This window comes from Deinococcus arboris (assembly GCF_009755355.1).
GTDB classification, from domain to species: domain Bacteria; phylum Deinococcota; class Deinococci; order Deinococcales; family Deinococcaceae; genus Deinococcus; species Deinococcus betulae.
Genome location: NZ_WQLB01000003.1, coordinates 229,142 through 251,924 on the forward strand (window position 1 = coordinate 229,142; position 22,783 = coordinate 251,924).

Sequence of the window (22,783 nt, forward strand, 5' to 3'; positions counted from 1 at the left end):
CTCCCCCCTGAAGGGGGAGGGAGAAGGGCGGCGGGCCTTAGCTTGGTGTGCGGTCGTTCAGAGCCGTCTGAATTCGTTCCAGTACGCCGGGCAGGTTGGTGCGAACCTCGTTGTTCCAGAAGCGCAGGGGCAGAAAGCCGTGGGCCAGCATGTCGGCATCTCTGGCCTGATCTTCAGGGCTGTTCAGGTGCTGGCTGCCGTCCAGTTCAATCACCAACCGGCGTTCATAGCAGACGAAATCGGCGACGTACCGGCCCATTGGTTCCTACCGACGGAAACTGACGCCTAATGCTTTGCGGCGCAGCTGTTGCCAGAACAAGAGTTCTTCGGGCGTCATCCGTTTACGCAGGGCGCGGGCAATTTCCGTAAAGGGACTGGTACGTTCCCAAGAACCGCCGCCAGATCTTTTGACTCCCTCCCCCTTCAGGGGGGACTCAGAGAGCTGCGCAGCAGAGGGTTGGGGAGGGGGCGCCCGCCGCGTCACCCCGCCAATCCCCGCACCAGCCCCCGCGCCTGTTCGGGTACCAGATTCACGGCGTCCAGCTGCTCCACACTGACCCAGGCAGGTTCATACGAGTTGGCTTCGCTGTGACGTACACCCTCGGGGCCATCGCCCAGGCGCATCTCGCCGCCCTGCCACGTCACCAGAAAGTAGTGTTCGCGGTTGCCCAGATTCTCTAGAACCAGCACTTCGCGCTCCACCTGAACCGTCAGATTCACTTCCTCTAACATCTCGCGGACGCAGGCTTCGGCAGGGGTCTCTTCACCCTCGATGCCGCCGCCGGGCAGGGTGGCGTAGGCGCGGCCTTCTTTGCGGCGAAGCATCAGCAGCACTTGCCCCTGGTCGTTGAAGAGGATGCCCACGGAACGGGGCCTCACGCCGCACCTCCCAGCAGCCACTCCACCGCCGCCTGAGCATGCAGGGCGGTGGTGTCAAAGGTGGGCACAGGTGAGTCTTCTGGGCCCACCAGTAACGGAATCTCGGTGCAGCCCAGGATGATGCCCTGCGCCCCCTGAGCGGCCAGGTCGGCCATCACCGCGCGGTAGCGCTCGCGGGAATCGGCGCGGATGTCGTTGCGGCACAGCTCGTCGAAGATGACGCGGTGAACCTCGGCGCGCTGGGGGGCCTCTGGCACCAGCGTTTCTATGCCGAACCGCTCACGCAAGCGCTCCTTGTAAAAAGGCTGTTCCATCGTGAAGGCCGTCGCCAGCAGCCCCACCCGCTCAATGCCCGCCGCTTTCAGAGCCGCGCCGGTACTGTCCACGATGTGCAGCAGCGGTATCTCCAGCCAGGCCTCCAGTTGCGGCGCCACCAGATGCATGGTGTTCGTGGCAATGAGCAGAGCGCCCGCGCCGGCCGCCTGCAAGCCCTGGGCGGCGTTACCCAGGAGCTCGGCGGCCTCATCCCAGGCGGCGGCCTGTTGCAGGGCCACCACCTGGGCGAAGTCAAAGGAATGAATCAGCAGGGGCGCCGAATGCAGGCCACCCCGGCGCCCGGCATACGCGGCGTTGATCTGGCGGTAATACTCGGCGGTGCTGGTCCAGCTCATGCCGCCCAGGACACCCAAGAGGCGCTCGGCACTCACCCCAATTCCCCCCGGAACTGCCCAATCACCCTCGGGTCGTTGGCATAGAAATACCGAATATCGGGAATCTTGTACTTCAGCATGGCAATGCGCTCGGGGCCCAGGCCAAAGGCGAAGCCGGTCTTGCCCTCGTACACGCGCGGCTTGCCCGCCGCCTCGCGCAGATCATCCACGGCTTTAAACACGTTGGGGTGAACCATGCCGCAGCCGCCCAGTTCCAGCCATTTGCTCTCGCCGCGCGGGTTGTCCCAGTACACGGCAAAGTCGGCGCCCGGCTCCACGAAGGGGTAATAGCTGGGCTGAAAGCGCACTTTGGCGCCCGCGCCGTAGAGGCCGCGCGCCATCTCGGCAATGGTGCCTTTCAGGTCGGCCATGCTGATGTTGTCCCCAACCACCAACCCTTCAAGCTGATGAAACATGCTCTCGTGGGTGGCGTCGGTGGCCTCGTAGCGGTAGACCTTCCCGCGCACCACGATTTTCAGGTCCGGCTCGTGGTCCACCATGTAGCGAATCTGCATGGGGCTGGTGTGGGTGCGCAGCAGGCGGCCGTCTTCCAGCCAGAAGGTGTCTTGCAGGTCGCGCGCGGGGTGATACCAGGGCACATTCAGCGCCTCGAAGTTGTGGTGCTCGTCTTCCACTTCCGGGCCTTCGACCACCGTGTACCCCAGCCGCTCGTAGATGTTCACGAGGTCGTCGTACACGCGGTTAATCGGATGCAGGCCACCTGCTGGCAGCGGCAGACCCGGCAGGGTCACGTCAATGGCCTCGCTGGCCAGCTTGGCGTCCAGCGCCTCGCGCTTCAGGGTCGCCTCGCGCTCATCCAGCGCGGCCTGAATCGCCTGGCGCACCGCATTGATTTCGGCCCCACGGGCCTTGCGCTCCTCGGGGGGCAATTTGCCCAGGGTGCCCAGTTCCTTCGTGACCAGACCACTTTTGCCCACGTACTTCGTCTTGACCGCCTGCAAAACGTCCAGGCTGGCGGCGGCGGCAATCTCACTCACGGCTTCGTGCTGCATGTGTCCTCCTGCGGACCAAAGAAAAACCCCGCCTCGCAAGGGTGCGGGCGGGGCGACGCGCTGGACCTGGGGCTCAGGTCAGCACCACCCCAGGGCCGAAAAACGGCGAACGTGGACCGGCCAGGGGTGTCATGCCGCCCAGGGTAGCAGATAGGGCGTGCATGAAGAAACCGCTGGGCTGACCCAACCCGCCAAATGACACACTCATTACATTCACCCTGAGAATAGAGGTCCGATGCAATCCAATCTGCCTTTTCGGCGCGGCCTTGTGCTGCTGGCGTCCCTATCTATGGTCCTGTCGGCGTGTGGCCGCGCCCCCACCGGGCCGGCCCTGGCCCCGCTGGCGGCGGCCGGCGAACCTGTCCTCAACGAGGTCTATTTCGACGCACCGGGTACCGATACGGGCACCTTCATCGAACTGAAAGGGCCTGCGGGCAAGAGCCTGAGCGGCTACAGCCTGGCGGCTTTCGACACAGCGGGCACGCAGTACCGGACCATCACCCTCTCGGGCAACATTCCGGCCAGCGGGTATTACGTGCTGGCGCAGGACAGCACGGTGCCGGGCCGCACGATGATAGCTGCAGGCGCCGACCTCAACAATGGCAGCGGCAGCCTGCGCCTGCTCAGGAGCGGCGCCGTGGTGGACGCCCTGGCTTACGGCAGCCCCAGCGCAGGCCGGGGCGAGGGCAGCCCGGCCCCCACCACCGGGGCCGGCAAGGCGCTGGCCCGCGTGCCGGACGGCCAGGACACCGGGGCGAACAGCGCCGACTTCAAGGTGCAGGCGGCCACGCCCGGCACGGCGAACGGCGGGGGCACCGGGGGCGGCACCGGCAAGAAGGTCCTGTTTGACCTCACCAAGGCCGAGGATGCAGGCAACGCCGACTGGCGCATTGACGGGGCCTACAGCGACTATGCGGGCGCCCTGCGGGGCCTGGGGTACACCGTGGCCTCGGTCACTGGAAGCGCCATCACCTCCACGAATCTCTCCGGCGCTTCGGTGCTGGTCATTCCCGAACCGCAAAATCCCTTCAGCGACAGCGAACGCGCGGCCATTCAGGCGTTCGTGCAGGGCGGCGGTGGGCTGTTCCTGATTACCGACCACCGCACCAGCGACCGCAACAATAACGGCTGGGACAGCCCAGAAGTCTTTAACGGGTGGGACGGCAGCACGCCCGCCAGCGTAGGCAGCACCTTTCAGAAGAGCCTGGACACCGACACCCTGTTTGGCCTGGGCGCGTCGTTCAACTCCAGCTTCAGCGATCCGGTGTACACCGCCACGCCGGCCACCTCGCACCCCATCCTGAACGGGGTGAGCAGCGCGGGCGTCTACGTGGGGACCAGCGTAGACGTGCGGGCAGGCACCGCGCTGATGGGTGCAGGCGGCAAAACCTACCTGGCCGTGAACAGCGTCGGCGTGGGGCGGGTCGCCATGTGGGGCGACAGCAGCACCTTTGGCGACAACACCTACTCCGATGGCAGCACTGGCCAGTACAACAACTGGCCCAACCTGAGCAACGCGGCGCTCGGCAAGAACGTGGTGCGCTGGCTGGCCGGCGACCTTTAAGAAACCTTAAACTTTCTGGGTGGCCCTCTGTCCTGGGGGTCCGCGTTCTTTTTGAGCGCCCAGACGCATGCCACCATGCCGCTATGACTGTGTTCACGATCCTGCCTACCCGTCCGGGTCACCCGCATGGGTGAGGTTCACGCCGAAGCCTACCTGCTGGCCGCCGGGGTGCTGCTCATCATCAGCCTGGTGGTCAGCCGCCTGGGGGGCCGCCTGGGCATTCCGGGGCTGCTGCTGTTTCTGGGCGTGGGCATGCTGTTTGGCAACGACGGCCTGGGCATCCAGTTTCAGGATTACGGGCTGGCGCAGGCGGTGGGCACGGTGGCGCTGTGTTTCATCCTGTTTCAGGGCGGCCTGGACACCAACTGGGCCAAAACCAAGCCGGTGGTCAAGCGCGGCCTGAGTCTCGCCACGGTGGGCGTGCTGGTGACGGCCGGGGTCATGGCGGCCTTTACCCACTACGCCTTCGGCTTTTCCTGGCTGACCGCGTGGCTGCTGGGCGCCATCGTCAGCAGCACGGACGCCAGCGCCGTCTTTTCAGTCCTCAAGGAACGCAACCTGGGCCTCAAGGGCGACATTGACCCCCTGCTGGAATTCGAGTCGGGCGGCAATGACCCGATGGCCGTCTTTCTGACGGTGGGCATTCTGGAACTCATCGCCCACCCCGAGCGCGGCGTCCTGAGCATCGCACCTCTGTTTTTAGAAGAGATGGTGCTGGGCGCCGTCTTCGGGTTGGTGCTGGGGCGCGGCGCCCTGTGGCTGCTCAACCGCGTGCAGCTGCAGTTTGAAGGCCTGTACTCGGTCCTGACCCTGGCGCTGGCGCTCACCATCTTTGCGGGCACAGCGGTGGCGGGCGGCAGCGGCTTTCTGGCCATCTACATCGCAGGCGTCATTCTGGGCAACGCCGACTTTATTCACAAGCGCTCGCTGATTAACTTTCACGACGGCCTCTCGTGGCTGATGCAGGTGGGCATGTTCCTGACCCTGGGCCTGCTCGTCAGCCCCAGCGAACTGCTGCCCACCGCCGGGCTGGCACTGGCCTGCGCGCTGGTGCTGGTCTTCGTGGCGCGGCCAGTCAGCGTCTATCTGGGGCTGGCCAACGCCAGGATGCCGCTGAACGAGAAAAGCATGGTGGCCTGGGTGGGCCTGCGCGGCGCGGTGCCGATTGTGCTGGCCACTTTTCCGCTGCTGGCCGAGGTGCCGCAGGCGCAGACCCTCTTTAACATCGTGTTTTTTATCGTGCTGACCAGCGTGTTGCTTCAGGGCACGACCCTGACCCTAGTGGCGCGCTGGCTGCGGGTGCGCGAGGAGATTCCGGCGCGCGCTACCTATCCGATTTCCTACACCCCCACCGGCCACAATAAAAACGAGATGGTCGAGGTGGAGGTGATGCACGGCAGCCGCGCCGACGGCGCGCGCATCGTGGACCTGCACCTGCCGCCCGAGGCCCTGGTGATTCTGATTCACCGCGCGGGCGAATTCCTGATTCCCAAGGGGGCCACCGAACTGCTGGCTGGCGACAGCGTGCTGGTGCTGGCGGGTGATGAGGAATTGCAGGAGGTGCGGGGGACGCTGGGCACGTCAACGTAAATCCTGGGCCTTTTCCCCCTCGCGTATCATACGGATTCCGTCTATTCCGCCGACAAATCGCAAAAGAGCCGATTTGTCGGCTCCACGCCCGGAACCCGTTTCGCTCCTGCTCGCTCCGCTCGGATTGAACCGCTTTTGCAAGCGTTTCAATCGGAACCTGTATCAGTCACAGTTCTCGTGAATCAGAATGCCTGGGCCGTAAGCGGTCAGCACTGGCATCCAGGCTTCGGTCAGCTCATCCAGGCGGGTTCGGTCGAAGGCCAGGAATGCCCGCTCATCGCTAGCCCTGGTGGTGCGCCAGAGCGGAATCTGGGCCACGATGTCGGAGAGGTCATTTAAATCTTTTTCCGTCCACCCGTTGAAGGGCGTACCCGGATAAGGCGGATTGCCGTGGTAGCGCCCAAACATTCGCACCAGCGCCTGCACATGCTGAGGAGTGAAGACCGGGACAGCGAAGCCCTCAACGCTTCGTGCCTCATTGGCATGACCACCGACCTGACTGGCGTACGTCACGCCTGTCGGCGCCTGCACCACAACGGCGGCGCCAGAACCCTCAGCGCCGTCTGGGTCAAGAAAGATATAGGCCAGTTCGTTCTTCACGCTCAGTCATGCTGTCCAGGCAGTTCTGCTTTTTCAATCCGCCCCCGCCCACGTCTGCCCTGCAAAGACACGCCGCCCGGCCCGCACATGCGGCGGTGTTACCGTGACCCTATGACCAGCACCGCCCAGCCCCCTGCCCAGCCGCGCGACACGGCCGTCTTCGACCTGATTGCCCAGGAAGCCGAGCGTCAGCGGCTGGGCCTGGAACTGATTGCCAGTGAGAACTTCACCTCGGCGGCGGTGCGTGAGGCCCAGGGCAGCATCGTGACCAACAAGTACGCCGAGGGCTACCCCGGCAAGCGCTGGTACGGCGGCTGCGAGGTCGTGGACCGCATTGAGCAGCTGGCGATTGACCGCGTCAAGGAACTGTTCGGCGCCGCGTGGGCCAACGTGCAGCCGCACTCGGGCAGCAGCGCCAACCTAGCGGTCTACAACGCCCTGATTGAACCGGGCAGCACCGTGCTGGGCATGGACCTGTCGCACGGCGGTCACCTGACCCACGGCAACCCCGTGAACTTTTCGGGCCTGCGCTACAAGATTGTGGGCTACAAGGTCAACCCCGAGACCGAGCTGATTGATCTGGAAGAAGTGCGCCGCCTGGCCCACGAGCACCAGCCCAAGATGATCATTGCCGGGGCCAGCGCCTACAGCCGCACCATCGACTTTGCTGCCTTCCGAGACATCGCCGACGAAGTGGGCGCCATTCTGTTTGCCGACGTGGCCCACATTGCGGGCCTGATTGCAGCGGGGTTGCATCCCAACGCGCTGCCCCACGCCCACGTGGTTGCCAGCACCACCCACAAGACCCTGCGCGGGCCACGCGGCGGCATCATCCTCAGCAACGACCCCGAGCTGGGCGCCAAGATTGACCGCGCCGTCTTTCCGGGCTACCAGGGCGGCCCGCTGGAGCACGTTATCGCCGCCAAGGCAGTGGCCTTCGGCGAGGCGCTGACGCTCGAATTCAAGACCTACGCCGCGCAGATCATCAAGAACGCGCAGGCACTCGCCGCCGCCTTTCAGGACCTCGGCTACCGCGTGGTCTCGGGCGGCACCGACAATCACCTGCTGGTGCTGGACCTGCGTCCTCAGGGGCTGAACGGCACCAAGGCCACCAAGCGGCTGGACGCCAACCACATCACGATTTCCAAGTCCACCCTGCCGTACGACACCGAGAAAATCCTGCACGGCGGCGGCATCCGCATCGGCACGCCAGCTGTGACCACGCGCGGCATGACCGAAGGGCACATGCCGGTCGTGGCGGACCTGATTCACCGCGCCCTGGCCGGCGAGGACGTGCAGGCCGAGGTTCACGCTTTCGCTGGCGGCTTTCCTCTGCCCTGAGCGGCGCCGACTAGAGAGGGGGTGGGGTCTCAGGGCCCCGCCCCCTTTTTGTGAAGTTTTCTTCAATGTGTCATAGTGAACAGCACCATGACTGCGGCCGACGTCACCGGCGACTTCGCGGAGCTGACCTTACGGCTCACGCGGTTGGGGCTGACGGCGCCGGACCTGGGCAGCGCCATGCAGCCGGTGCTGGACGCCCTGGTCACGCACACTGGCGCCCAGGGGGCCGGTTACTACCAGTGGTGGGCGCCGGACAACGTGTACCGCGCCCGCACCGCCAGTGGCCGCCTGCCACCGGGCCTGCACCCACGGGGGCTGTCGCCGCAGTTGCCGCTGCTGGGCGCCCTGCGGCGCTCGCCCGAACCTGTCTTTATTTCCGACGTGCGCAGTCACCCGGCGGCGCGCACCTTCGCTTTTCCCGGCGTGTGCTCGCTGATTGCCGCGCCCATTCATGACCGGAGCGGGGGGCTGATCGGCGCGCTGCTGCTGCTGGCCTCTACCCCGCAACACTGGCGCCCCCCCGAGCAGGCGCTGGTGCGCAGCGTCACGGGCGTCATGGCCCTGCTGGCGGCCCGCTTGGACGCCGAAGAACGCGAGCGCGAAGCCCATGAACACGCCCTGCGGGCCCTGGGCCTGTGCCTAGAAGCCCGCAGCGCCGAGACCCACGGCCACACCGACCGCGTGACCCGCCTGGCTGTAGAAGTGGGTCAGGCGCTATCCCTGGCCGAGGGCGACCTGTGCGCCCTGCGCTGGGGCGCCTACCTGCATGACATCGGCAAGCTGAGCCTGCCCGACGAGATCCTGCACTGCCCCGGCCCCCTGACCGGTGACATGCGCGACCGCATGCGCACCCATGTAGAAGAAGGCGTCAATCTGGCCCGGCAGCTGCCCTTCCTCCCCGGCGAGGCCCTGAATGTCATTGCGGCGCACCATGAACGCTGGGACGGCACCGGCTACCCCCAGGGCGTGCGCGGCGAGGCGATTCCGCTGACGGCGCGCATTTTTGCCGTATGCGACGTGTTTGACGCCCTGACCAGCGCGCGCACCTACAAGGCTGCCTGGACCGCCAACGACGCCCTGAACTTTGTGCAGGCCGCCAGTGGCACCCACTTTGACCCGCATGTGGTCCGCGCCCTGACCGGCGTCCTGCACCGTGTCCAGGCTTAAAGAGCCTGACCACACACCCCCAGGAAGGGCTGGAGAGGATGTTCTTTGCCGCTCTGCGGGCTCGGCACGGGGAGAACTTCGCCTTCTCTCCCGGTCGCCTCGCAGAGAAGGCGGCGCCTGCCTGGCCGCACCCCCGCTTTTCCCACTCCCCACAACCCACTTCCCCCCTCCAAGTCACAGACGCGTCACCCGGCCCGCCTATACTCGCCCTCATGAAACGCGCCGCCTTCCTGCTGCTGGGCCTGCTGGCCACCACCGCCGCCGCGCAGCGCACGGTGACCATTGGCCTGGGCTACAACCCTGACGTACAGTTCACGCCCTTTTACGTGGCCGACAAGCTGGGCTATTTCGGCGCCGAGGGCCTGAAGGTCACCTACCAGCACGGGTACGTCTCGCAGCTGCTGCCCCTGCTGCTCCAGGGCAAACTGGATTTCGTGGTGGGCGACCCCGAGGACGCCATTTTTGCGCGCAACCAGGGCGCCGACGTGCGGTACATCATGACCATGTACCAGAAGAATCCGGTCACCGTCTTCAGCCTCTCGCCGCTGAACAGCGCCGCCGACCTGAAGGGCAAGGCCGTGGGGCTGCCTGGGCCTTTTGGCAGCTCGTACCACGCGCTTCAGGCCCTCCTTGACAGTGCCAATCTGACCGAAGGCCGGGACGTGCGCCTGGCCAACATTGGCTTTACGCAGGTGGACGCCGTGCGCGCTGGGCGGGTAGACGCGGCGGTGGGCTACGCCAACAACGACGTGTTGCAACTGGCCCGCACCAGCGGCAAGCGCGTGTATACCCTGGATATTTCGGGGGCCTACCCGATGGTCGGTGTGGGGCTGATGGGCAGCGGCAAGAGCCTGCAAGGCGACCTGGCCAAAAAGGTGGTGCGCGCCGCCCAGCGCGGCCTGAAGTTCACGGTGGCGGACCCTGCGCGCGCCTTCAAACTGGCCCAGCCTGTGTTTGGTGCCAGCGGCAGCCTGGACGTGCTGCGGGCCAGCACGCCGCTGATGACCGGGCCGTATACCCAGACGGCGGGCCTGGGCGCCATGAATCCGGCCGCCTGGACCAAGGCGGTGGCGGCGCTGGTCAAGCAGGGCAAACTGCCAGCGGGGGCAAAGGCCAGCGACTACTACACCAACGCCTTTATCAGCAAAACGCTGAAATAAGTGCCTTGTTCGGAGGCCGCGTCCTGCTGGGCGCGGCTTCTGTTTGGCTGTTCTGGCCGCACCTGCCCGGTCCACTGCGGGGCAAACAACCACCTCAAGTTCGTTGGCGCCCCCGCCCATTCCAAAGACTCACCGCGTTCGCTCCAGAGCGGGTGGGTGAGTGGTCTTCACCCACTCTGGGGTCCGTTTTGACATCGGCCAGGCGTGCTAGGCGTGATGGCCTAGCTGCCCAGTTCTTCGTGACAGGGGCCGCTTTTGCCTGCTACGCTACCGCCATCACCGAAAGGAGGTGCTGCCTATGACCAACATCACTGACATCAAGACCGCCCGCGCACACGGAGTCTTTGTTCCTGCCAACAGGAGTGATTTTGAACAACCACGTCTGGCCACCTCTGCCTTCGGGCGGCCCACACGACCATAACCGCAGCAGGCGCCCATGAGCGCCCAGTGGCACCACGCCTCAGAAGACTTCTGGGATGACCACCCTGAAGCCCCGCGCCGCCGGAGCAAAAAGAAGCCGCTCGGGCGCCGCCAACTGGCCCACCTGACCAGCACCGACGACATCGACGTTCAGGACGACATCATTCGCCGCCTGCAAGACCTCGGGCACATCACCGAAGTCGTTGCCGAGCTCAAGAGCGGTAAGGAAGCCACAGCCTACGTGGCGCGTGGTCCCAGAGGCAGCGTTCTCCTGAAGCTCTACCGCGACCTCGAAGCCCGCTCATTCAAGGACGACAGCGTATACCGCGCGGGCCAGGTAATTCTGGACGTGCGCGCCAAGCGGGCCATGGAAGGCCGCACCCGCAAGGGTCTGGAGATGCTCCAGCACGACTGGGTCAACGCTGAATACGCCCGTCTATGGCAACTGTGGCAGGCTGGTCTGCCCGTCCCCGAACCCCTGGTGGGGCCTCATCCCTACGACTACGCCCAGACCGTTCCCGCCGTCCTGATGCGCCTCGTGGGCACCGAAGACGACGTCGCCCCGCGCCTGAGTGACGCCCCGCTGACCCCCGAACAGGCCCAGAGCGCCTGGCGGCAGAGTGTTCAGGGCATGGCCGATCTGCTGCGGCTGGGTTACGCGCATGGCGATTACAGCACCTACAACCTTCTCTGGTGGGAGGACACCGTGACCATCATCGACTTTCCGCAACTGACCACGCGCCAGAATCCGCACTTCCGCGACCTGCTGGCCAGAGACGCCCAGAGCCTCGTCACCAGCTTCCGCAAACACGGCATTCAGGCCGACGCCGACGCAACGCTCCGCGAGGTGCAGCGCCGCGCCCTGGGCCCAGCCCCCACCCCCCGCTTGCTGCTGCCGTGACCAGCACCTCCCGCCGGGCACCCCAGAGATGGCGGTGCCCGGCGTGTTCTGTGGTTGCTGTTTAGAACGCCTGGCACCCGGTAGGCTCCTGCCAGCTCTACTCAGAGCCACCTGCCAGTCTCGGCGTCCGTGTTCCTAGGCCGGCAGGGTGGCCCGGAGCCGCCACACCTGCCCCCAGGCACCCCGGAGCGTCAGGCGCGTGATGGGCTGGGCCGGCAGCAGCAGACTGGTGAAACTCACCTGACCGCCCGCCGCAAACACCTCCAGCGAGCAGGTGTCGAGCATGACCCGCACCTCCTCCTCTGCCCCGGCAGGCAGCGGGGCCATAAAGGTGCCAGCAAAGCCGGCCAGCCCAGCGGGGGCCGGCCGGGTCAGGCGCAAGTGACCGGCCCGAACACTCAGGGTCGCTTCCTGGCCCGCGTCGGACCCGAAGTGCACCTCGGCGCCCTCGGGCAGGGTCAGCGCCAGGTCGAGGGCCTGCCCGGCAGAGAAGGAGAACGTCTGCCCGCTGTCCAGGCGCTGGCCCTGGTCACGCAGGGCTGTCAATTCCCGCAGAGGCTGCTGGGTCAGCGCCCACTGCCCGGCGCTGCGCACCAACCCCAGCTCTCGCGGCAGGGTCAGGGCGCCGCGCCAGGGGTGGGTGGGCAGGTCGTTGGCGTAATCCCAGGCGTTCATCCAGGCCAGCCAGACCGCGCGCGCTGGCCCCTGCGGCAGGTCGCTGTAGGTGATGGCCGCGTAGAAATCCTTGCCCCAGTCGGCCCAGCGCGCCGGCTGCGAGGGCGTGAACACCGCGCCGTCAAAGGTGCCGACCCAGTACTGCGCGCCTGTGCCGCCCTGTGGGCCACCGGCAAACACGTCCACTTTCATGACCCAGAGGAGGTCGCCGTCCTCACCAGGCAAGGCGAACAGGTCCGGCACTTCCCAGATGCCGGCCACCGCGCCGGCCGGGCCAAACAGGCTGAGGCGTGTCCAGCGGCGCAAGTCAGGCGAGCCGTACACGCCAATCTGGCGCTCGTTAGGGTGGGCGACCACACTGATCCACTGCGCGGTGGCGGCGTGCCAGAAGGTCTTGGGGTCACGGAAATCTTGTTTGTGTTCGTCCAGCACCGCTGCCGGCCCCACGAAGGCCCAGTGCGCCCCACCGTCGCGGCTGAGCGCCAGATACTGCGCCTGATGGTGGTCGCCGTTCCCCGTGTACATGGCCACCACCGGCGGGTGCGGGTCGCCGGGCTGGCCCAGCCCACTGGTGTTGTGCCTGTCCACCACCGCACTGCCTGAATACACGTCGTGCCCTTGGCGCCAGGGCAGGGCGACCTCATGCTCTTGCCAGTGCAGCAGGTCCGGGCTGGTGGCGTGGCCCCAGCTGAGATAGCCGTGATGGTTGGCGCGGGGATTGTGCTGGTAAAAGAGGTGGTAGCGCCCGCCCGCGTACACCAGACCGTTGGGGTCGTTCAGCCAGTGCTGCCGGGCGGTGAAGTGCAGAGCGGGGCGCAGAACCATGCCCTACTGTGCCGCGCCCCCGATACTGGGCGCATGCCCCGCCCTCTGAAGTTCCTGCTCATGCTGCTGCCGTTTGTGCTGGGCAGCAGCGCCGCCCGCCGGACGCCCCGTGACCGCTAAGCCCCGCCACCTGCGCTCGGTGCTGTATGTGCCCGGCGACAACCCCCGCGCCCTGGACAAGGCCCGCACCCTGGGGGCCGACGCCGTGATTCTGGACCTGGAAGACGCCGTGGCCCCCGAACACAAGGCCGCCGCGCGGGAAGGCGTGCGGGCCGCCCTGGCCAGTCCCTGGCCCATCCCGGTTCTTCTGCGCGTGAACGCCCCCGGCACCCCCTGGCATGCCGACGACCTGGCACTGGCCCGGACGCTTCTGCTGGCCGGCGTGGTGCTGCCCAAGGGAGAAGCGCCGCCCAGCCTTGACCTCCCCTTGCCGGTCTGGACCATGATTGAAACGCCTCTGGGGGTCCTGAATGCCCCGGCTATTGCGGCCGCACCCGCAGTGGCGGGTCTGATTGCGGGCACCAACGACCTGGCCCGCGCCCTGCGCACCCGCCCCCACCCGTCGCGTGAGGGCCTGCTGCACGCCCTGAGTGCCGTGGTGCTGGCCGCCCGCGCCCACGGCAAGGTGCCTCTGGATGCGGTGTTCAACAACGTGCGCGACCCCGACGGCTTTGCCCAGGAGTGCGAGCAGGGCCGCACCCTGGGCTTTGCCGGCAAGACCGTGATTCATCCCAGCCAGATTGACCCCGCCAACGCCGCCTACGGTGTGCGCCCCGAAGCCGCCCAGCGCGCCCGCGCCCTGCTGGCCACCTGGGACGCCGCCCGCGCCGCTGGGCAGAGCATTGCCACCTTCGAGGGCGCCCTGATCGAGCAGATGCATGTGGATGAAGCGCGGGAATTGGCGGAGGAGGACGGCGGTTAGTAAAGATGGCGCGCGGGAGGGGCAAGGTTGTGGGGAGTGGGCAGTAGGAAATGAGGAAGGCGCGGAATGAGCGGAGACGGAGGCTCGGACGCTCTCCTCCACCCACACAAACGGGCCAGGAGAAGCTCCCCTTCATCTGTTCAAAGTAGACCATCTGGGCCGCACCAAGGCTTCCTGCCCCAGTCCCGCCCAGGTCCAGGCGAGGCCATTGTGCGCGCAGCGCGCAGGCCCTTACGCGGGGCAGCGGATGGCGTCGAGGCCAGACACGTAAACGAACAGAGCAAGTTGGCCGACACCAGTAGCAACTCTTGCCGAGCGCAGCGATTGCTCCCCCTGCCCCTCTGGGGGAGGGGGCTGGGGGGTGGGGAAGCAGAAGAAATCGCCCCCTAGCTCTCTAAAGCCACCGCCCTCACCTTCCCCCCATTCCCGCCCAACCACACCCGAAACGCCCCCAACCCCTCTTCACTCAGCTCCCCTCTCACCACGCCGTCTGCCCCCACTATCCACGGCCGCCGGTTCGCGTCTTCCGGCAGGCCCTCCAGCCGGTAGCGCCCCGCCCCCACCCCCCCCAGCCGCGCCGTCACCACATGCGGGTAATACTCCTGCTCAAAGCGCCGCTGCAGCCGAGCCTCACGCCCGTGATCCACACCAGAAATCCCGAAAAACAGGAACACCGGCCCAAAGTCCACAAACGGCCGCAGCCGGCGCCGCCGAACCGAGAGGACCTGAAGGGCAGACACCACAGGCTCTGTCATGCGTCTTGTCTACCCCTGAGCCGGCCGGGCATTCCAGCCCTGTCCTATGCTCGCTCTATGGACACGGCGCGAATTCTTTGGCTGTCAGGGGCACCCACCTGACCGCCCGCGCGTGGTCTGTCGCCCCCGAACAGGTGTTCGGGGGTTCTTGTTTGGAGGCGCCCGCATGACTGAATCCTCTGGCCTGACCTGGCCGACCCACCACCCCGGCGACCTGAGGGCAGGCGACGTGCTGCGCCTGGCCCTGACGAGCAAGGTCTACGGCGCGGCCATCGAAACCCCCATCAGTGAAACGCCGCGCCTGAGCGCCAGAACCGGCAACCGCGTGCTGCTTAAACGCGAAGACCAGCAGCCCATCTTTTCCTTCAAATTGCGCGGGGCCTACAACAAGATGGCCCAGCTTTCGGCCAAAGAGCGCGGCCAGGGGGTCATCTGCGCCTCGGCGGGCAATCACGCGCAGGGCGTGGCCTACGCCGCCCAGCGCCTGGGGCTGCGGGCGGTGATTGTCATGCCCGAAACCACCCCCGACATCAAGGTGGCCGCCTGCCGCGCGCGCGGGGCCGAGGTGGTGCTGCGGGGGGATTCATTCAGTGACGCCGAAGCCTATGCCTACACCCTGCAGGCGCAGCTGGGCCTCACCTTCGTTCACCCCTACGACGACCCCCTGGTGCTGGCGGGGCAGGGCACGGTGGCCCTGGAACTGCTGCGCCAGGTCGAGACCGACGGCCCGCTCACCGTGTTCGTGCCAGTGGGCGGCGGCGGCCTGATTGCCGGGGTGGCCGGCGTCCTGAAGGCCCTGCGCCCAGACATCCGCGTGGTGGGCGTGGAACCCGAGGACAGTGACGCCATGTTTCAGTCAGTGCAGGCCGGCGAGCGGGTCAGGCTGGAGCAGGTGGGCATTTTCGTGGACGGCGTGGCCGTCAAGCAGGTGGGCGCCTATACCTTTGACCTGGCCCGGCGCTATGTGGACGACTGGGTGCGCGTGACCACCGACGAGGTCTGCGCAGCCATCAAGGACGTGTTTGACGACACGCGGGCCGTTATGGAACCCGCCGGGGCCCTGGCCGTGGCCGGGCTCAAGCGCTACGCCGCCGAGCAGGAACTGCGGAACGAAACCCTGGTGGCCCTGACCTGCGGCGCCAACGTCAACTTTGACCGCCTGCGCCACGTGGCCGAGCGCGCCGAGATCGGCGAGCAGCGCGAAGCGATTTTCGCTGTGACCATCCCCGAGCACCCCGGCGCCTTCCGCGCCTTTATCGAGGTGGTGGGGGCGCGGGCCGTCACCGAATTCAATTACCGCTTTGCGCCGCGCGCCCAGGCCCAGATTTTTGTGGGCGTGCAGCTGGCCCAGCCCGGCGAACGCGCCGCCCTGCACGCCGAGCTGACCGCACAGGGCTACCCGGTCCTCGACCTGACCGACGACGAACTGGCCAAAGTCCATGTGCGGCATATGGTGGGCGGCCGCGCCCCCGAGGCGGCCCATGAGCGGGTGTACTCGTTTACCTTCCCCGAGCGGCCTGGCGCGCTGCTGGCCTTCCTGACCCACCTGCACGGCCGCTGGAACATCAGTCTGTTTCACTACCGCAACCACGGCAGCGCGCACGGCCGGGTGCTGGCCGGCCTTCAGGTGCCCCCCGGCGATGAGGCGGCCTTTGCGGCGTTTCTGGCCGGCGTGGGGTATCCGGCTACCGACATGACCGCCAACCCCGCGTACCGCCTCTTTTTGACCTGAGGCGGCCAGAGCCCAGGGCCGCACATAAAGGGCACCTGGGGCCGTCCTCATCCTGCGCGCTTCTGGACATGGCCAGATGGAGGACATGGCAGAGTCTGCGACCACTTCCAACGCGGTGTTGCGCCTCAGTGGGGCGTGGCAGGGCGAGGCCACCGACCCAGGGCGTCAGTTTCAGGGCCAGGTGCTAGTCTCCAGCCTGGAAGCGCTTCCGGAGGGCACGGCTGTCGAGGTGAGTTTTCAGGACAGCGGCCGCCGGGTCAGTGGGCCAGGCGACCACGGCGCCTATGTGCTGCGCGCGCTGGGGCAGTCGTGGCCCGTGCTCCGCCTGACCCAGCACCCCAGCGCCGTGGGCCAGAACCGCGATGACCGGGTGCCGTCGTCCGAGTGGGTGGCGGAGCTGGTGGTGGGCCGGTCAGGCACCTGAGCTTGCGCCGCGCCGGACCGGCTGCTTAGGCTAACCCATGTCGCCTTACCGCCTGCTGGACGTGCCCCCCACCGACCCGCGTGTGCAGGCCCTGATGAACGCCCAGCAGCGCGAACTGCGGGCGCTCTATCAGGACACCGATGAGCGCACTGAACCCTTTGACCCCATGACCCTGACGGGCGAGGGCTGCGTGCTGCTGGCCGCCGAGGAAGAAGGCGAACTGGTGGCCTGCGGCGCCCTGAAGCGCTGGGACACCGAATCGGCCGAGGTCAAGCGGATGTACACCGTTCCTGACGCCCGTGGGCGGGGCATTGGCCGGGCGCTGCTGGAAGAACTGCAGGCGCGCGGCCAGGCCGAGGGGTACGCCCGCCTGGTGCTTGAAACAGGTGACCAGCAGGCGGCAGCCCTGGCACTGTACGAACGCGCGGGCTTCCGGCGCATTCCCAACTTCGGGTATTATGAGGGCATAGAGAACAGCCTCTGCTTTGCCTTGCCGCTGAAACCCGCCTGAAGCGTTGTCGCATCCGGCTTTGCCGCGAGGGAGAAGTTCGACTATGGGGAAGGGACTCAATTCACTTCTCTGCACGTTGACCACACCCTCGAAGAAGGCTCGGTGCGGCCACTCCTTCACCCCGCTGGGCAGCCCAGCGCTGTGGGTGGATAAAGCCTCAATAGCGCTGGGGGCTGTGATCAGCCTTGCCTACCCGGAATCTGTCACGGTGGGCCATGGCCTTCCCTAGTCCCGACCTTCAGGCCTGTATTGACGCCTGCCTGACCTGTCTGAGCGCCTGCGAAACCTGCGCCGCCGCCTGCCTGAATGAGCCGGACCTGGAGATGATGCGGGCCTGCATTCGTCTGGACCGCGACTGCGCCGACCTGTGTGCCCTGACAGCCCGGCTGCTGCTGCGGGGCAGCACCCTGCACGCGCAGGCCTACGCCCTGTGTGCCGCTGCATGTGACGCCTGCGCCGCCGAGTGCGCCCAGCATCACCATGACCACTGCCAGCGCTGCGCCGAAGCCTGCCGCCAATGTGCCCAGGCGTGCCGGGTTCTGGCGGCGTAAAAGTCGCCTGTGGTTTCCTGGTAACCCGGTAGTCTGGGGCTGTGAATGCCAACTGGGCGGGGGTGGTGCTGGGGGCGGTGGCCGGGGCGCTGTATGGCCTGGGCGTGTACCTGTGGCTGCATGTGTTACAGCGCAGCAGCGAGGGAGCTGCCGGCGTCATGGTGGCGTCTTATCTGTTTCTGGTGCCGTTCGTGCTGGGCCTGCTGTCTGCGGCGCTGGCGTTTCGTCCCCGGCCCACCTTGCCCCCGCCAGAGCCCGACGCTTTTGGCGAGGTCCGTGCCGCCGCCCAGGCTCCCGGTCTGCTGGCCGCCCTGGGGGTGGCGGCGCTCTCCACCACCGTCTTTCTGGTCACGGCCCTGGTGCTGGGGTTCGAGGGCGTGCTGTGCGCCTTTCTGGCTGCTCCGGTGATGTATGTCATGGCGGGCCTGGGGGCCGCGCTGGCATACGGCCTGCGGCGCTGGTGGGGACGGAGCCAGGCCAGCGCCCTGCTGCTGACCGCCGCGCTCCCCGCCCTGCTGGGGCCACTGGAAGGGCGGCTGGCCCCGCCAGTCATCTACCGCGTCGTCACCAACGACGTGCTGATTCAGGCGCCCCCTGCACTCGTGTGGACCCAGATTCGCAGCGTGCCGCGCATTGAAGACCGCGAGATTCGGGCCGGCTGGGCGCACGCGGCCGGGCTCCCGCGCCCGCGCGAGGCCGTGATGAGCCGCAGTGGTGTGGGGGCCGTCCGCACCGCCACCTTTGACGGCGGGCTGAGCTTCACCGAAACCGTGACCGACTGGCAGCCGGGGCGCCTGCTGTCCTTCCGCATTCAGGCCAGCGACCCCGGCCAGCTGGACCCTCATGTGCGGGTGGGCGGCCAGTTTTTCGATGTGATCAGCGGCACTTACCGCCTGGAAGAACTCTCGCCCGGCGTGACCCTGCTGCACCTGAGCAGCACCCAGCGGGTCAGCACCCATTTCAACAGTTACGCCGCCTACTGGACCCAGGCCATCATGCGCGACCTGCAGCGCACCATTCTGGAGGTGGTGCGTGACCGCGCCGAAGCCCAGGCGGGCCGAATCTGAGGGCCGCTTTCCACTGCCTTGTTGAGGGGACCTCACCCCTCTCCCGTCCACGAAAGCCCCTGAGAGCAGAGAGCCACTCAACAAATCTGCACGCCCCAGGCGGCATCAAAGGACCGTTCATGGGTGATTTTGGGGCCTGCCTTGAAGGCCCCAAGCATGTCCCGCCGCCCCTGACTGCACGCCCTCACACTGGACGCCCGGTTTCGCTTTGGCCTATACTGACGTGAGGTTGTTATGCTTAGAGCAGAAATCATCAGTGTAGGGACGGAACTGCTGTTCGGAGAGATTGTGGACAGCAACGCCGCGTTTCTGGCCAGAGAGCTGGCCAAGCGCGGCGTGACCCTGCACCGCACAACTGTGCTGGGCGACAACCTGCCCCGCCTCACCGAAGCCATTCAGACGGCCCTGGGCCGCGCCGACCTGCTGATTCTGGGCGGCGGCCTAGGACCGACCGACGACGACCTGACCCGCGAGGCGATTGCCGCCGCGCTGGGTGAACCCCCACACGAAGACCCCGACCTGCTGGCGTGGCTGCGCGGCCTGTACGAGTCGCGCGGGCGCACCATGCCGGACCTGAACCGCAAACAGGCCTGGCTGATTCCCTCGGCCCAGGCGCTGCCCAACCCTGTTGGCACCGCGCCGGGCTGGTGGGTGCAGGCGGGCGGCCAGCACATTGTGGCCCTGCCCGGCCCCCCGCGCGAAATGCAGCGGATGTGGCGCGAGCAGGTGCTGCCCCGGCTGCCGGCGCCAGCGGCGGCGCTGCGCCACACCACCCTGCACACCTCTGGGATTGGCGAGAGCAACCTGGCCGAACGGCTGGGCGACCTGACGCGCGGGGCCAACCCGAGCGTGGCGACCTACGCCCGCCTGACCGGCGTGGACGTGCGCGTGGCCGCCAGTGCCCCCACCGAGGCCGAGGCCCTGGCCCTGCTGGGTCCCGTGCGCGAGCAGGTGCGCGCGGCCCTGGCCCGCTGGACCTGGGGCGAGGACGACCAGACCCTGGCCGGCGCCGTGGGCGAGGCCCTGACTGGTCGCACCCTGGGCGTCATAGAAGCCGGCAGCGCGGGCGTGCTGTGTACCCTGCTGGCCGACCAGCCAGGCTTTCTGGACGCCGCCGTGACCCAGGATCACCGCCGCCTGATTACCCTGGGCCTGACCCCGGTGACCCTGCACGACCAGGGCCTGGTCAGCGAGCAGGCCGCCCGCGAACTGGCGGCGGGCGCCCGTGAACACCTGGGCGCCGAGGTGGGGCTGGCCGTGGTCACCTGCACCGCAGGTGAGCGTGCTGGCCAGGCCTACGCCGCGCTGGACACGGGCCAGAATGTGCAGGTCGCCCAGGTGGACTGGCCCGGCGAAGCCGCCCAGATCCGTGAACGCGCCGCCGTCTCGGCACTGGCCCTTGCGCTGCGGGGTCTCCAGGCAGAAGGATGGCCGGCGTGAAGCTCAAGAAGACCTCCGCCCGTCCACCGCAGGCACCCGCCCCCAAGGGCGCGGCGCCCCGGACGGCGGCGCGCCCCAAGTCCGAAGCAGCGCGTCCCCAGGCCGTGCTTACGCCCACCCCCAACGCCGAACCGCACGTTCCCGGCACGCAGCGGCTGTTCTATGCCTTCAAGGTGCCGGCCAATCTGGTGGGGCCGCTGCGCGAGGGCCAGCGCAAGCTCAGGGGCAACTGGCGCATCGTGCAGGGTGACCAGTTACATGTCACGCTGGCCTACCTGCCCGCCGTGCCGCCCGACCGCGTGGACGACCTGAAGCGCCTGGGCACCCGCCTGATGCAGGACCTGGCGCCGCTAACCCTGCATCTGCGCGGCACCGGGTACTTTCCCAACGAGGGCAGCCCGCGCGTGTGGTTTGTCAAGGTCGAAGGCGAGGGGCTGGCCGAACTGGCCGCCGCCCTGCGCGACGGCATTCACGCGCTGGGCCTGGCCACCGATGACCTGCCGTTTAAAGCCCACGTCACGCTGGCGCGCAAGAAAGGCCCGGCGCCGCGCGTGCCGCCGCTGGTGTTTACCCAGCAGTGGCCCGCAACCAGCGTCACCTTGCAGCGCAGCATTCTGCGCAAAACTGGCCCCATCTACGAAACCGTGAGTTCCTTTCGCCTGCGCGGCGAAACGCCCCCACCCCCCGAACCCGCCCTCACCCCTGTTCAGGAGACGCCATGAGCAAAGAAAAAGAAATCGCCGCTACCCCCACCGACGCCAAGGAACGCACCAAGGCCATCGAAACGGCCATGAGCCAGATTGAAAAGGCGTTCGGCAAGGGCAGCATCATGAAGCTGGGTGCCGAAAGCAAACTGGACGTGCAGGCCGTGTCCACCGGCAGCCTGAGCCTGGACCTGGCGCTGGGAATTGGCGGCGTGCCCAAGGGCCGCATCACTGAGATTTACGGCCCAGAGTCCGGCGGCAAGACCACGCTGGCCCTGAGCATCCTGGCCCAGTCGCAGCGGGCCGGCGGCACCTGCGCCTTTATTGACGCCGAACACGCCCTGGACCCCGTGTATGCCCGCGCGCTGGGGGTCAACACCGACGAACTGCTGGTGTCGCAGCCCGACAACGGCGAGCAGGCGCTCGAAATCATGGAGCTGCTGGTGCGCAGCGGCGCCGTGGACGTGGTGGTCGTGGACTCGGTGGCCGCGCTGACCCCCCGCGCCGAAATTGAAGGCGAGATGGGCGACAGCCTGCCGGGCCTGCAGGCCCGCCTGATGAGCCAGGCGCTGCGCAAGCTGACGGCCATCCTGAGCAAGACGGGCACCGCCGCCATCTTCATCAACCAGGTGCGCGAGAAGATTGGCGTGATGTACGGCAACCCCGAAACCACCACCGGCGGGCGCGCGCTGAAGTTCTACGCCTCGGTGCGGTTGGACGTGCGCAAGATTGGCCAGCCGATCAAGGTCGGCAACGACGCCGTGGCCAACACCGTGAAGGTCAAGACCGTCAAAAACAAGGTCGCCCCGCCCTTCAAGGAAGTCGAACTCACCCTGGCCTACGGCAAGGGCTTTGACCAGCTCTCGGACCTCGTGGGCCTGGCAAGCGACATGGACATCATCAAGAAGGCGGGCTCGTTCTACTCCTACGGCGACGAGCGTATCGGCCAGGGCAAGGAAAAGGCGATTGCCTACATCGCCGAGCGCCCCGAGATGGAGCAGGAAATCCGCACCCGTGTACTGGGCGCCATCAAGGATGGCCGCGACCCGCTGGCGGCCGTGCCCACCGTGGCTGAGTAAGGGGGAAGCAAGCAACGCCGCGCGGACTGAATGCCGCGCGGCGTTGTGCTGCCTCTTGAAAGCCTGCGAATCAGTCCGAGGAGCCGTCCTCTGATGGGGAATTATCTGTCGCCTCCGTGCCTGTGTCCTGCGAATTTTTGCCGTCACCGGTCACCCGAGCCAGGGCAAAGGTCACGAGGTCCCAGGCGTTGCGAATCCCCATCACCAGCAGCACCAGGGCGGTCAGTCCGGTGAGATTCAGGGCCGCGTGCGAGTGCCTGGAGAGGGTCAAGGTGCCCGACCACAGCAGGAGCACGCACGCTCCTATAGGCGCGGCGGCGTACCACAGCCAGTCGGCCAGGTCCCAGCCGCGCATCTGCACGCGGCGGTGCAGGTGGCGCAGCACCACCGTCAGGTACACCAGGCCCAGACCTCCGGCACTGAGCAGCAGGGTGCCCAACCACCCGCGCGTCAGGCTGGGAATCAGCAGGGCGGCGCTGAGAACCAGATTCAGCACGAAGGCCAGCAGGGCGGGGTCACTGTGCATACGCAAAATGGGCAACCGCTGCCGGTCGGTGGCGCGTTCACCTACAGTCACCGCCACGAACATCAGGCCTGCCAGTGTGGCGCCGGCGGTCCCGGTCAGCAGATAAAACGTCTCCCATTCCCGCACCAGCGTCTGAAATTCCTGCATCTGGCCCCCCTGCCTTGCTCCCCCATTGTGCCTATCTTCCACTGCACCTTTCGGCGGATGCCTGCGCCGCCCCTATGCGG

Annotated in this window: 24 protein-coding genes; 15 read left to right on the plus strand and 9 right to left on the minus strand. The window is 67.1% G+C overall.

Translation table 11 applies throughout. The features are described 5' to 3' along the window. Positions 1-37 precede the first annotated feature (37 nt). From GO986_RS03865 to GO986_RS23195, 5 genes are all read right to left on the minus strand, one after another. On the minus strand, positions 38-259 hold the full coding sequence (locus GO986_RS03865; protein ID WP_232337385.1) for an endonuclease domain-containing protein: 222 nt from the start codon (positions 257-259) through the stop codon (positions 38-40). A 221-nt stretch (positions 260-480) separates the two neighbouring features. Next, positions 481-879 carry an NUDIX hydrolase gene (locus GO986_RS03870; RefSeq protein ID WP_369409124.1) on the minus strand — a complete coding sequence of 133 codons (399 nt, stop codon included), beginning with the start codon at positions 877-879 and terminating at the stop codon, positions 481-483. Beyond that, on the minus strand, positions 876-1,586 hold the full coding sequence (locus tag GO986_RS03875) for an aspartate/glutamate racemase family protein (RefSeq protein ID WP_369409125.1): 711 nt from the start codon (positions 1,584-1,586) through the stop codon (positions 876-878). The genes GO986_RS03870 and GO986_RS03875 overlap by 4 nt, the downstream gene beginning before the upstream one ends. Then, positions 1,583-2,602: a phenylalanine--tRNA ligase subunit alpha gene (gene pheS, locus GO986_RS03880; RefSeq protein WP_157457942.1), complete on the minus strand. Its 1,020-nt coding sequence runs from the start codon at positions 2,600-2,602 to the stop codon at positions 1,583-1,585. The genes GO986_RS03875 and pheS overlap by 4 nt, the downstream gene beginning before the upstream one ends. Before the next feature lie 73 nt (positions 2,603-2,675). Next, a complete protein-coding gene (locus GO986_RS23195; RefSeq protein WP_255449197.1) occupies positions 2,676-2,810 on the minus strand; it encodes a hypothetical protein in 135 nt (44 codons plus the stop codon). Between the two features lie 27 nt (positions 2,811-2,837). On the opposite strand from GO986_RS23195, the gene GO986_RS03885 reads away from it, so the two are divergent. Next, positions 2,838-4,166 carry a motility-associated ABC transporter substrate-binding family protein gene (locus tag GO986_RS03885; RefSeq protein WP_157457943.1) on the plus strand — a complete coding sequence of 443 codons (1,329 nt, stop codon included), beginning with the start codon at positions 2,838-2,840 and terminating at the stop codon, positions 4,164-4,166. Positions 4,167-4,292: 126 nt separating this feature from the next. Continuing rightward, positions 4,293-5,756 carry a potassium/proton antiporter gene (locus tag GO986_RS03890; protein ID WP_157457944.1) on the plus strand — a complete coding sequence of 488 codons (1,464 nt, stop codon included), beginning with the start codon at positions 4,293-4,295 and terminating at the stop codon, positions 5,754-5,756. 162 nt (positions 5,757-5,918) lie between these two features. On the opposite strand, the gene GO986_RS03895 is transcribed toward GO986_RS03890, so the two are convergent. Beyond that, complete coding sequence (locus tag GO986_RS03895) at positions 5,919-6,356, minus strand: DUF6210 family protein (protein WP_369409126.1); 438 nt, start codon at positions 6,354-6,356, stop codon at positions 5,919-5,921. 111 nt (positions 6,357-6,467) lie between these two features. On the opposite strand from GO986_RS03895, the gene glyA reads away from it, so the two are divergent. From glyA to GO986_RS03915, 4 genes are all read left to right on the plus strand, one after another. Further along, the gene (glyA, locus tag GO986_RS03900) at positions 6,468-7,697 is read left to right on the plus strand and encodes a serine hydroxymethyltransferase (protein WP_198170384.1); all 1,230 of its coding nucleotides are present in this window, start codon (positions 6,468-6,470) and stop codon (positions 7,695-7,697) included. A gap of 87 nt (positions 7,698-7,784) precedes the next feature. Continuing rightward, positions 7,785-8,864 carry an HD domain-containing phosphohydrolase gene (locus tag GO986_RS03905; protein WP_157457947.1) on the plus strand — a complete coding sequence of 360 codons (1,080 nt, stop codon included), beginning with the start codon at positions 7,785-7,787 and terminating at the stop codon, positions 8,862-8,864. A 212-nt stretch (positions 8,865-9,076) separates the two neighbouring features. Next, a complete protein-coding gene (locus GO986_RS03910) occupies positions 9,077-10,024 on the plus strand; it encodes an ABC transporter substrate-binding protein (RefSeq protein ID WP_157457948.1) in 948 nt (315 codons plus the stop codon). A gap of 436 nt (positions 10,025-10,460) precedes the next feature. Next, complete coding sequence (locus GO986_RS03915) at positions 10,461-11,345, plus strand: serine protein kinase RIO (RefSeq protein WP_157457949.1); 885 nt, start codon at positions 10,461-10,463, stop codon at positions 11,343-11,345. A 135-nt stretch (positions 11,346-11,480) separates the two neighbouring features. Here the strand turns inward: GO986_RS03915 and GO986_RS03920 are convergent, their stop codons facing one another. Then, entirely contained in the window at positions 11,481-12,845 is a 1,365-nt protein-coding gene (locus GO986_RS03920; RefSeq protein ID WP_157457950.1) for a glycoside hydrolase family 32 protein, read from the minus strand. 109 nt (positions 12,846-12,954) lie between these two features. Between GO986_RS03920 and GO986_RS03925 the strand changes: the two genes are divergently transcribed. Beyond that, on the plus strand, positions 12,955-13,767 hold the full coding sequence (locus tag GO986_RS03925; RefSeq protein WP_369409127.1) for an HpcH/HpaI aldolase/citrate lyase family protein: 813 nt from the start codon (positions 12,955-12,957) through the stop codon (positions 13,765-13,767). A gap of 386 nt (positions 13,768-14,153) precedes the next feature. Here the strand turns inward: GO986_RS03925 and GO986_RS03930 are convergent, their stop codons facing one another. After that, entirely contained in the window at positions 14,154-14,522 is a 369-nt protein-coding gene (locus GO986_RS03930) for a hypothetical protein (protein ID WP_157457952.1), read from the minus strand. A 166-nt stretch (positions 14,523-14,688) separates the two neighbouring features. Here GO986_RS03930 and ilvA point away from each other — a divergent pair, with 166 nt between their 5' ends. The 8 genes from ilvA to recA all read left to right on the plus strand — a co-directional run bounded on the left by ilvA (position 14,689) and on the right by recA (position 22,030). Beyond that, positions 14,689-16,254, plus strand: coding sequence for a threonine ammonia-lyase, biosynthetic (ilvA, locus tag GO986_RS03935; RefSeq protein WP_157457953.1), 1,566 nt, complete (start codon positions 14,689-14,691; stop codon positions 16,252-16,254). An 85-nt stretch (positions 16,255-16,339) separates the two neighbouring features. After that, complete coding sequence (locus GO986_RS03940; RefSeq protein WP_157457954.1) at positions 16,340-16,678, plus strand: hypothetical protein; 339 nt, start codon at positions 16,340-16,342, stop codon at positions 16,676-16,678. 37 nt (positions 16,679-16,715) lie between these two features. Further along, complete coding sequence (locus tag GO986_RS03945) at positions 16,716-17,189, plus strand: GNAT family N-acetyltransferase (RefSeq protein ID WP_232337386.1); 474 nt, start codon at positions 16,716-16,718, stop codon at positions 17,187-17,189. A gap of 215 nt (positions 17,190-17,404) precedes the next feature. Beyond that, positions 17,405-17,740, plus strand: a complete 336-nt coding sequence (locus GO986_RS03950; protein ID WP_157457955.1) for a four-helix bundle copper-binding protein — start codon at positions 17,405-17,407, stop codon at positions 17,738-17,740. Between the two features lie 41 nt (positions 17,741-17,781). Then, on the plus strand, positions 17,782-18,807 hold the full coding sequence (locus tag GO986_RS03955; RefSeq protein WP_157457956.1) for an SRPBCC family protein: 1,026 nt from the start codon (positions 17,782-17,784) through the stop codon (positions 18,805-18,807). A gap of 234 nt (positions 18,808-19,041) precedes the next feature. Beyond that, the gene (locus GO986_RS03960) at positions 19,042-20,247 is read left to right on the plus strand and encodes a CinA family nicotinamide mononucleotide deamidase-related protein (RefSeq protein WP_157457957.1); all 1,206 of its coding nucleotides are present in this window, start codon (positions 19,042-19,044) and stop codon (positions 20,245-20,247) included. Beyond that, positions 20,235-20,969 carry an RNA 2',3'-cyclic phosphodiesterase gene (gene thpR, locus GO986_RS03965; protein ID WP_157457958.1) on the plus strand — a complete coding sequence of 245 codons (735 nt, stop codon included), beginning with the start codon at positions 20,235-20,237 and terminating at the stop codon, positions 20,967-20,969. Before GO986_RS03960 ends, thpR begins: the two co-directional genes overlap by 13 nt. Beyond that, positions 20,966-22,030 carry a recombinase RecA gene (gene recA / locus GO986_RS03970; protein ID WP_157457959.1) on the plus strand — a complete coding sequence of 355 codons (1,065 nt, stop codon included), beginning with the start codon at positions 20,966-20,968 and terminating at the stop codon, positions 22,028-22,030. Before thpR ends, recA begins: the two co-directional genes overlap by 4 nt. 70 nt (positions 22,031-22,100) lie before the next feature. Here the strand turns inward: recA and GO986_RS03975 are convergent, their stop codons facing one another. After that, positions 22,101-22,703, minus strand: coding sequence for a hypothetical protein (locus GO986_RS03975; RefSeq protein WP_157457960.1), 603 nt, complete (start codon positions 22,701-22,703; stop codon positions 22,101-22,103). Positions 22,704-22,783 lie beyond the last annotated feature (80 nt).

Coding starts and splice junctions, on each gene's coding strand:
- GO986_RS03865 (WP_232337385.1), bottom strand. CDS start 259: ATGGGCCGGTACGTCGCCGATTTCGTCTGCTATGAACGCCGGTTGGTG.
- pheS (WP_157457942.1), bottom strand. CDS start 2,602: ATGCAGCACGAAGCCGTGAGTGAGATTGCCGCCGCCGCCAGCCTGGAC.
- GO986_RS23195 (WP_255449197.1), bottom strand. CDS start 2,810: ATGAGTGTGTCATTTGGCGGGTTGGGTCAGCCCAGCGGTTTCTTCATG.
- GO986_RS03885 (WP_157457943.1), top strand. CDS start 2,838: ATGCAATCCAATCTGCCTTTTCGGCGCGGCCTTGTGCTGCTGGCGTCC.
- GO986_RS03890 (WP_157457944.1), top strand. CDS start 4,293: ATGGGTGAGGTTCACGCCGAAGCCTACCTGCTGGCCGCCGGGGTGCTG.
- glyA (WP_198170384.1), top strand. CDS start 6,468: ATGACCAGCACCGCCCAGCCCCCTGCCCAGCCGCGCGACACGGCCGTC.
- GO986_RS03905 (WP_157457947.1), top strand. CDS start 7,785: ATGACTGCGGCCGACGTCACCGGCGACTTCGCGGAGCTGACCTTACGG.
- GO986_RS03910 (WP_157457948.1), top strand. CDS start 9,077: ATGAAACGCGCCGCCTTCCTGCTGCTGGGCCTGCTGGCCACCACCGCC.
- GO986_RS03915 (WP_157457949.1), top strand. CDS start 10,461: ATGAGCGCCCAGTGGCACCACGCCTCAGAAGACTTCTGGGATGACCAC.
- GO986_RS03920 (WP_157457950.1), bottom strand. CDS start 12,845: ATGGTTCTGCGCCCCGCTCTGCACTTCACCGCCCGGCAGCACTGGCTG.
- GO986_RS03930 (WP_157457952.1), bottom strand. CDS start 14,522: ATGACAGAGCCTGTGGTGTCTGCCCTTCAGGTCCTCTCGGTTCGGCGG.
- ilvA (WP_157457953.1), top strand. CDS start 14,689: ATGACTGAATCCTCTGGCCTGACCTGGCCGACCCACCACCCCGGCGAC.
- GO986_RS03940 (WP_157457954.1), top strand. CDS start 16,340: ATGGCAGAGTCTGCGACCACTTCCAACGCGGTGTTGCGCCTCAGTGGG.
- GO986_RS03945 (WP_232337386.1), top strand. CDS start 16,716: ATGTCGCCTTACCGCCTGCTGGACGTGCCCCCCACCGACCCGCGTGTG.
- GO986_RS03950 (WP_157457955.1), top strand. CDS start 17,405: ATGGCCTTCCCTAGTCCCGACCTTCAGGCCTGTATTGACGCCTGCCTG.
- GO986_RS03960 (WP_157457957.1), top strand. CDS start 19,042: ATGCTTAGAGCAGAAATCATCAGTGTAGGGACGGAACTGCTGTTCGGA.
- thpR (WP_157457958.1), top strand. CDS start 20,235: ATGGCCGGCGTGAAGCTCAAGAAGACCTCCGCCCGTCCACCGCAGGCA.
- recA (WP_157457959.1), top strand. CDS start 20,966: ATGAGCAAAGAAAAAGAAATCGCCGCTACCCCCACCGACGCCAAGGAA.
- GO986_RS03975 (WP_157457960.1), bottom strand. CDS start 22,703: ATGCAGGAATTTCAGACGCTGGTGCGGGAATGGGAGACGTTTTATCTG.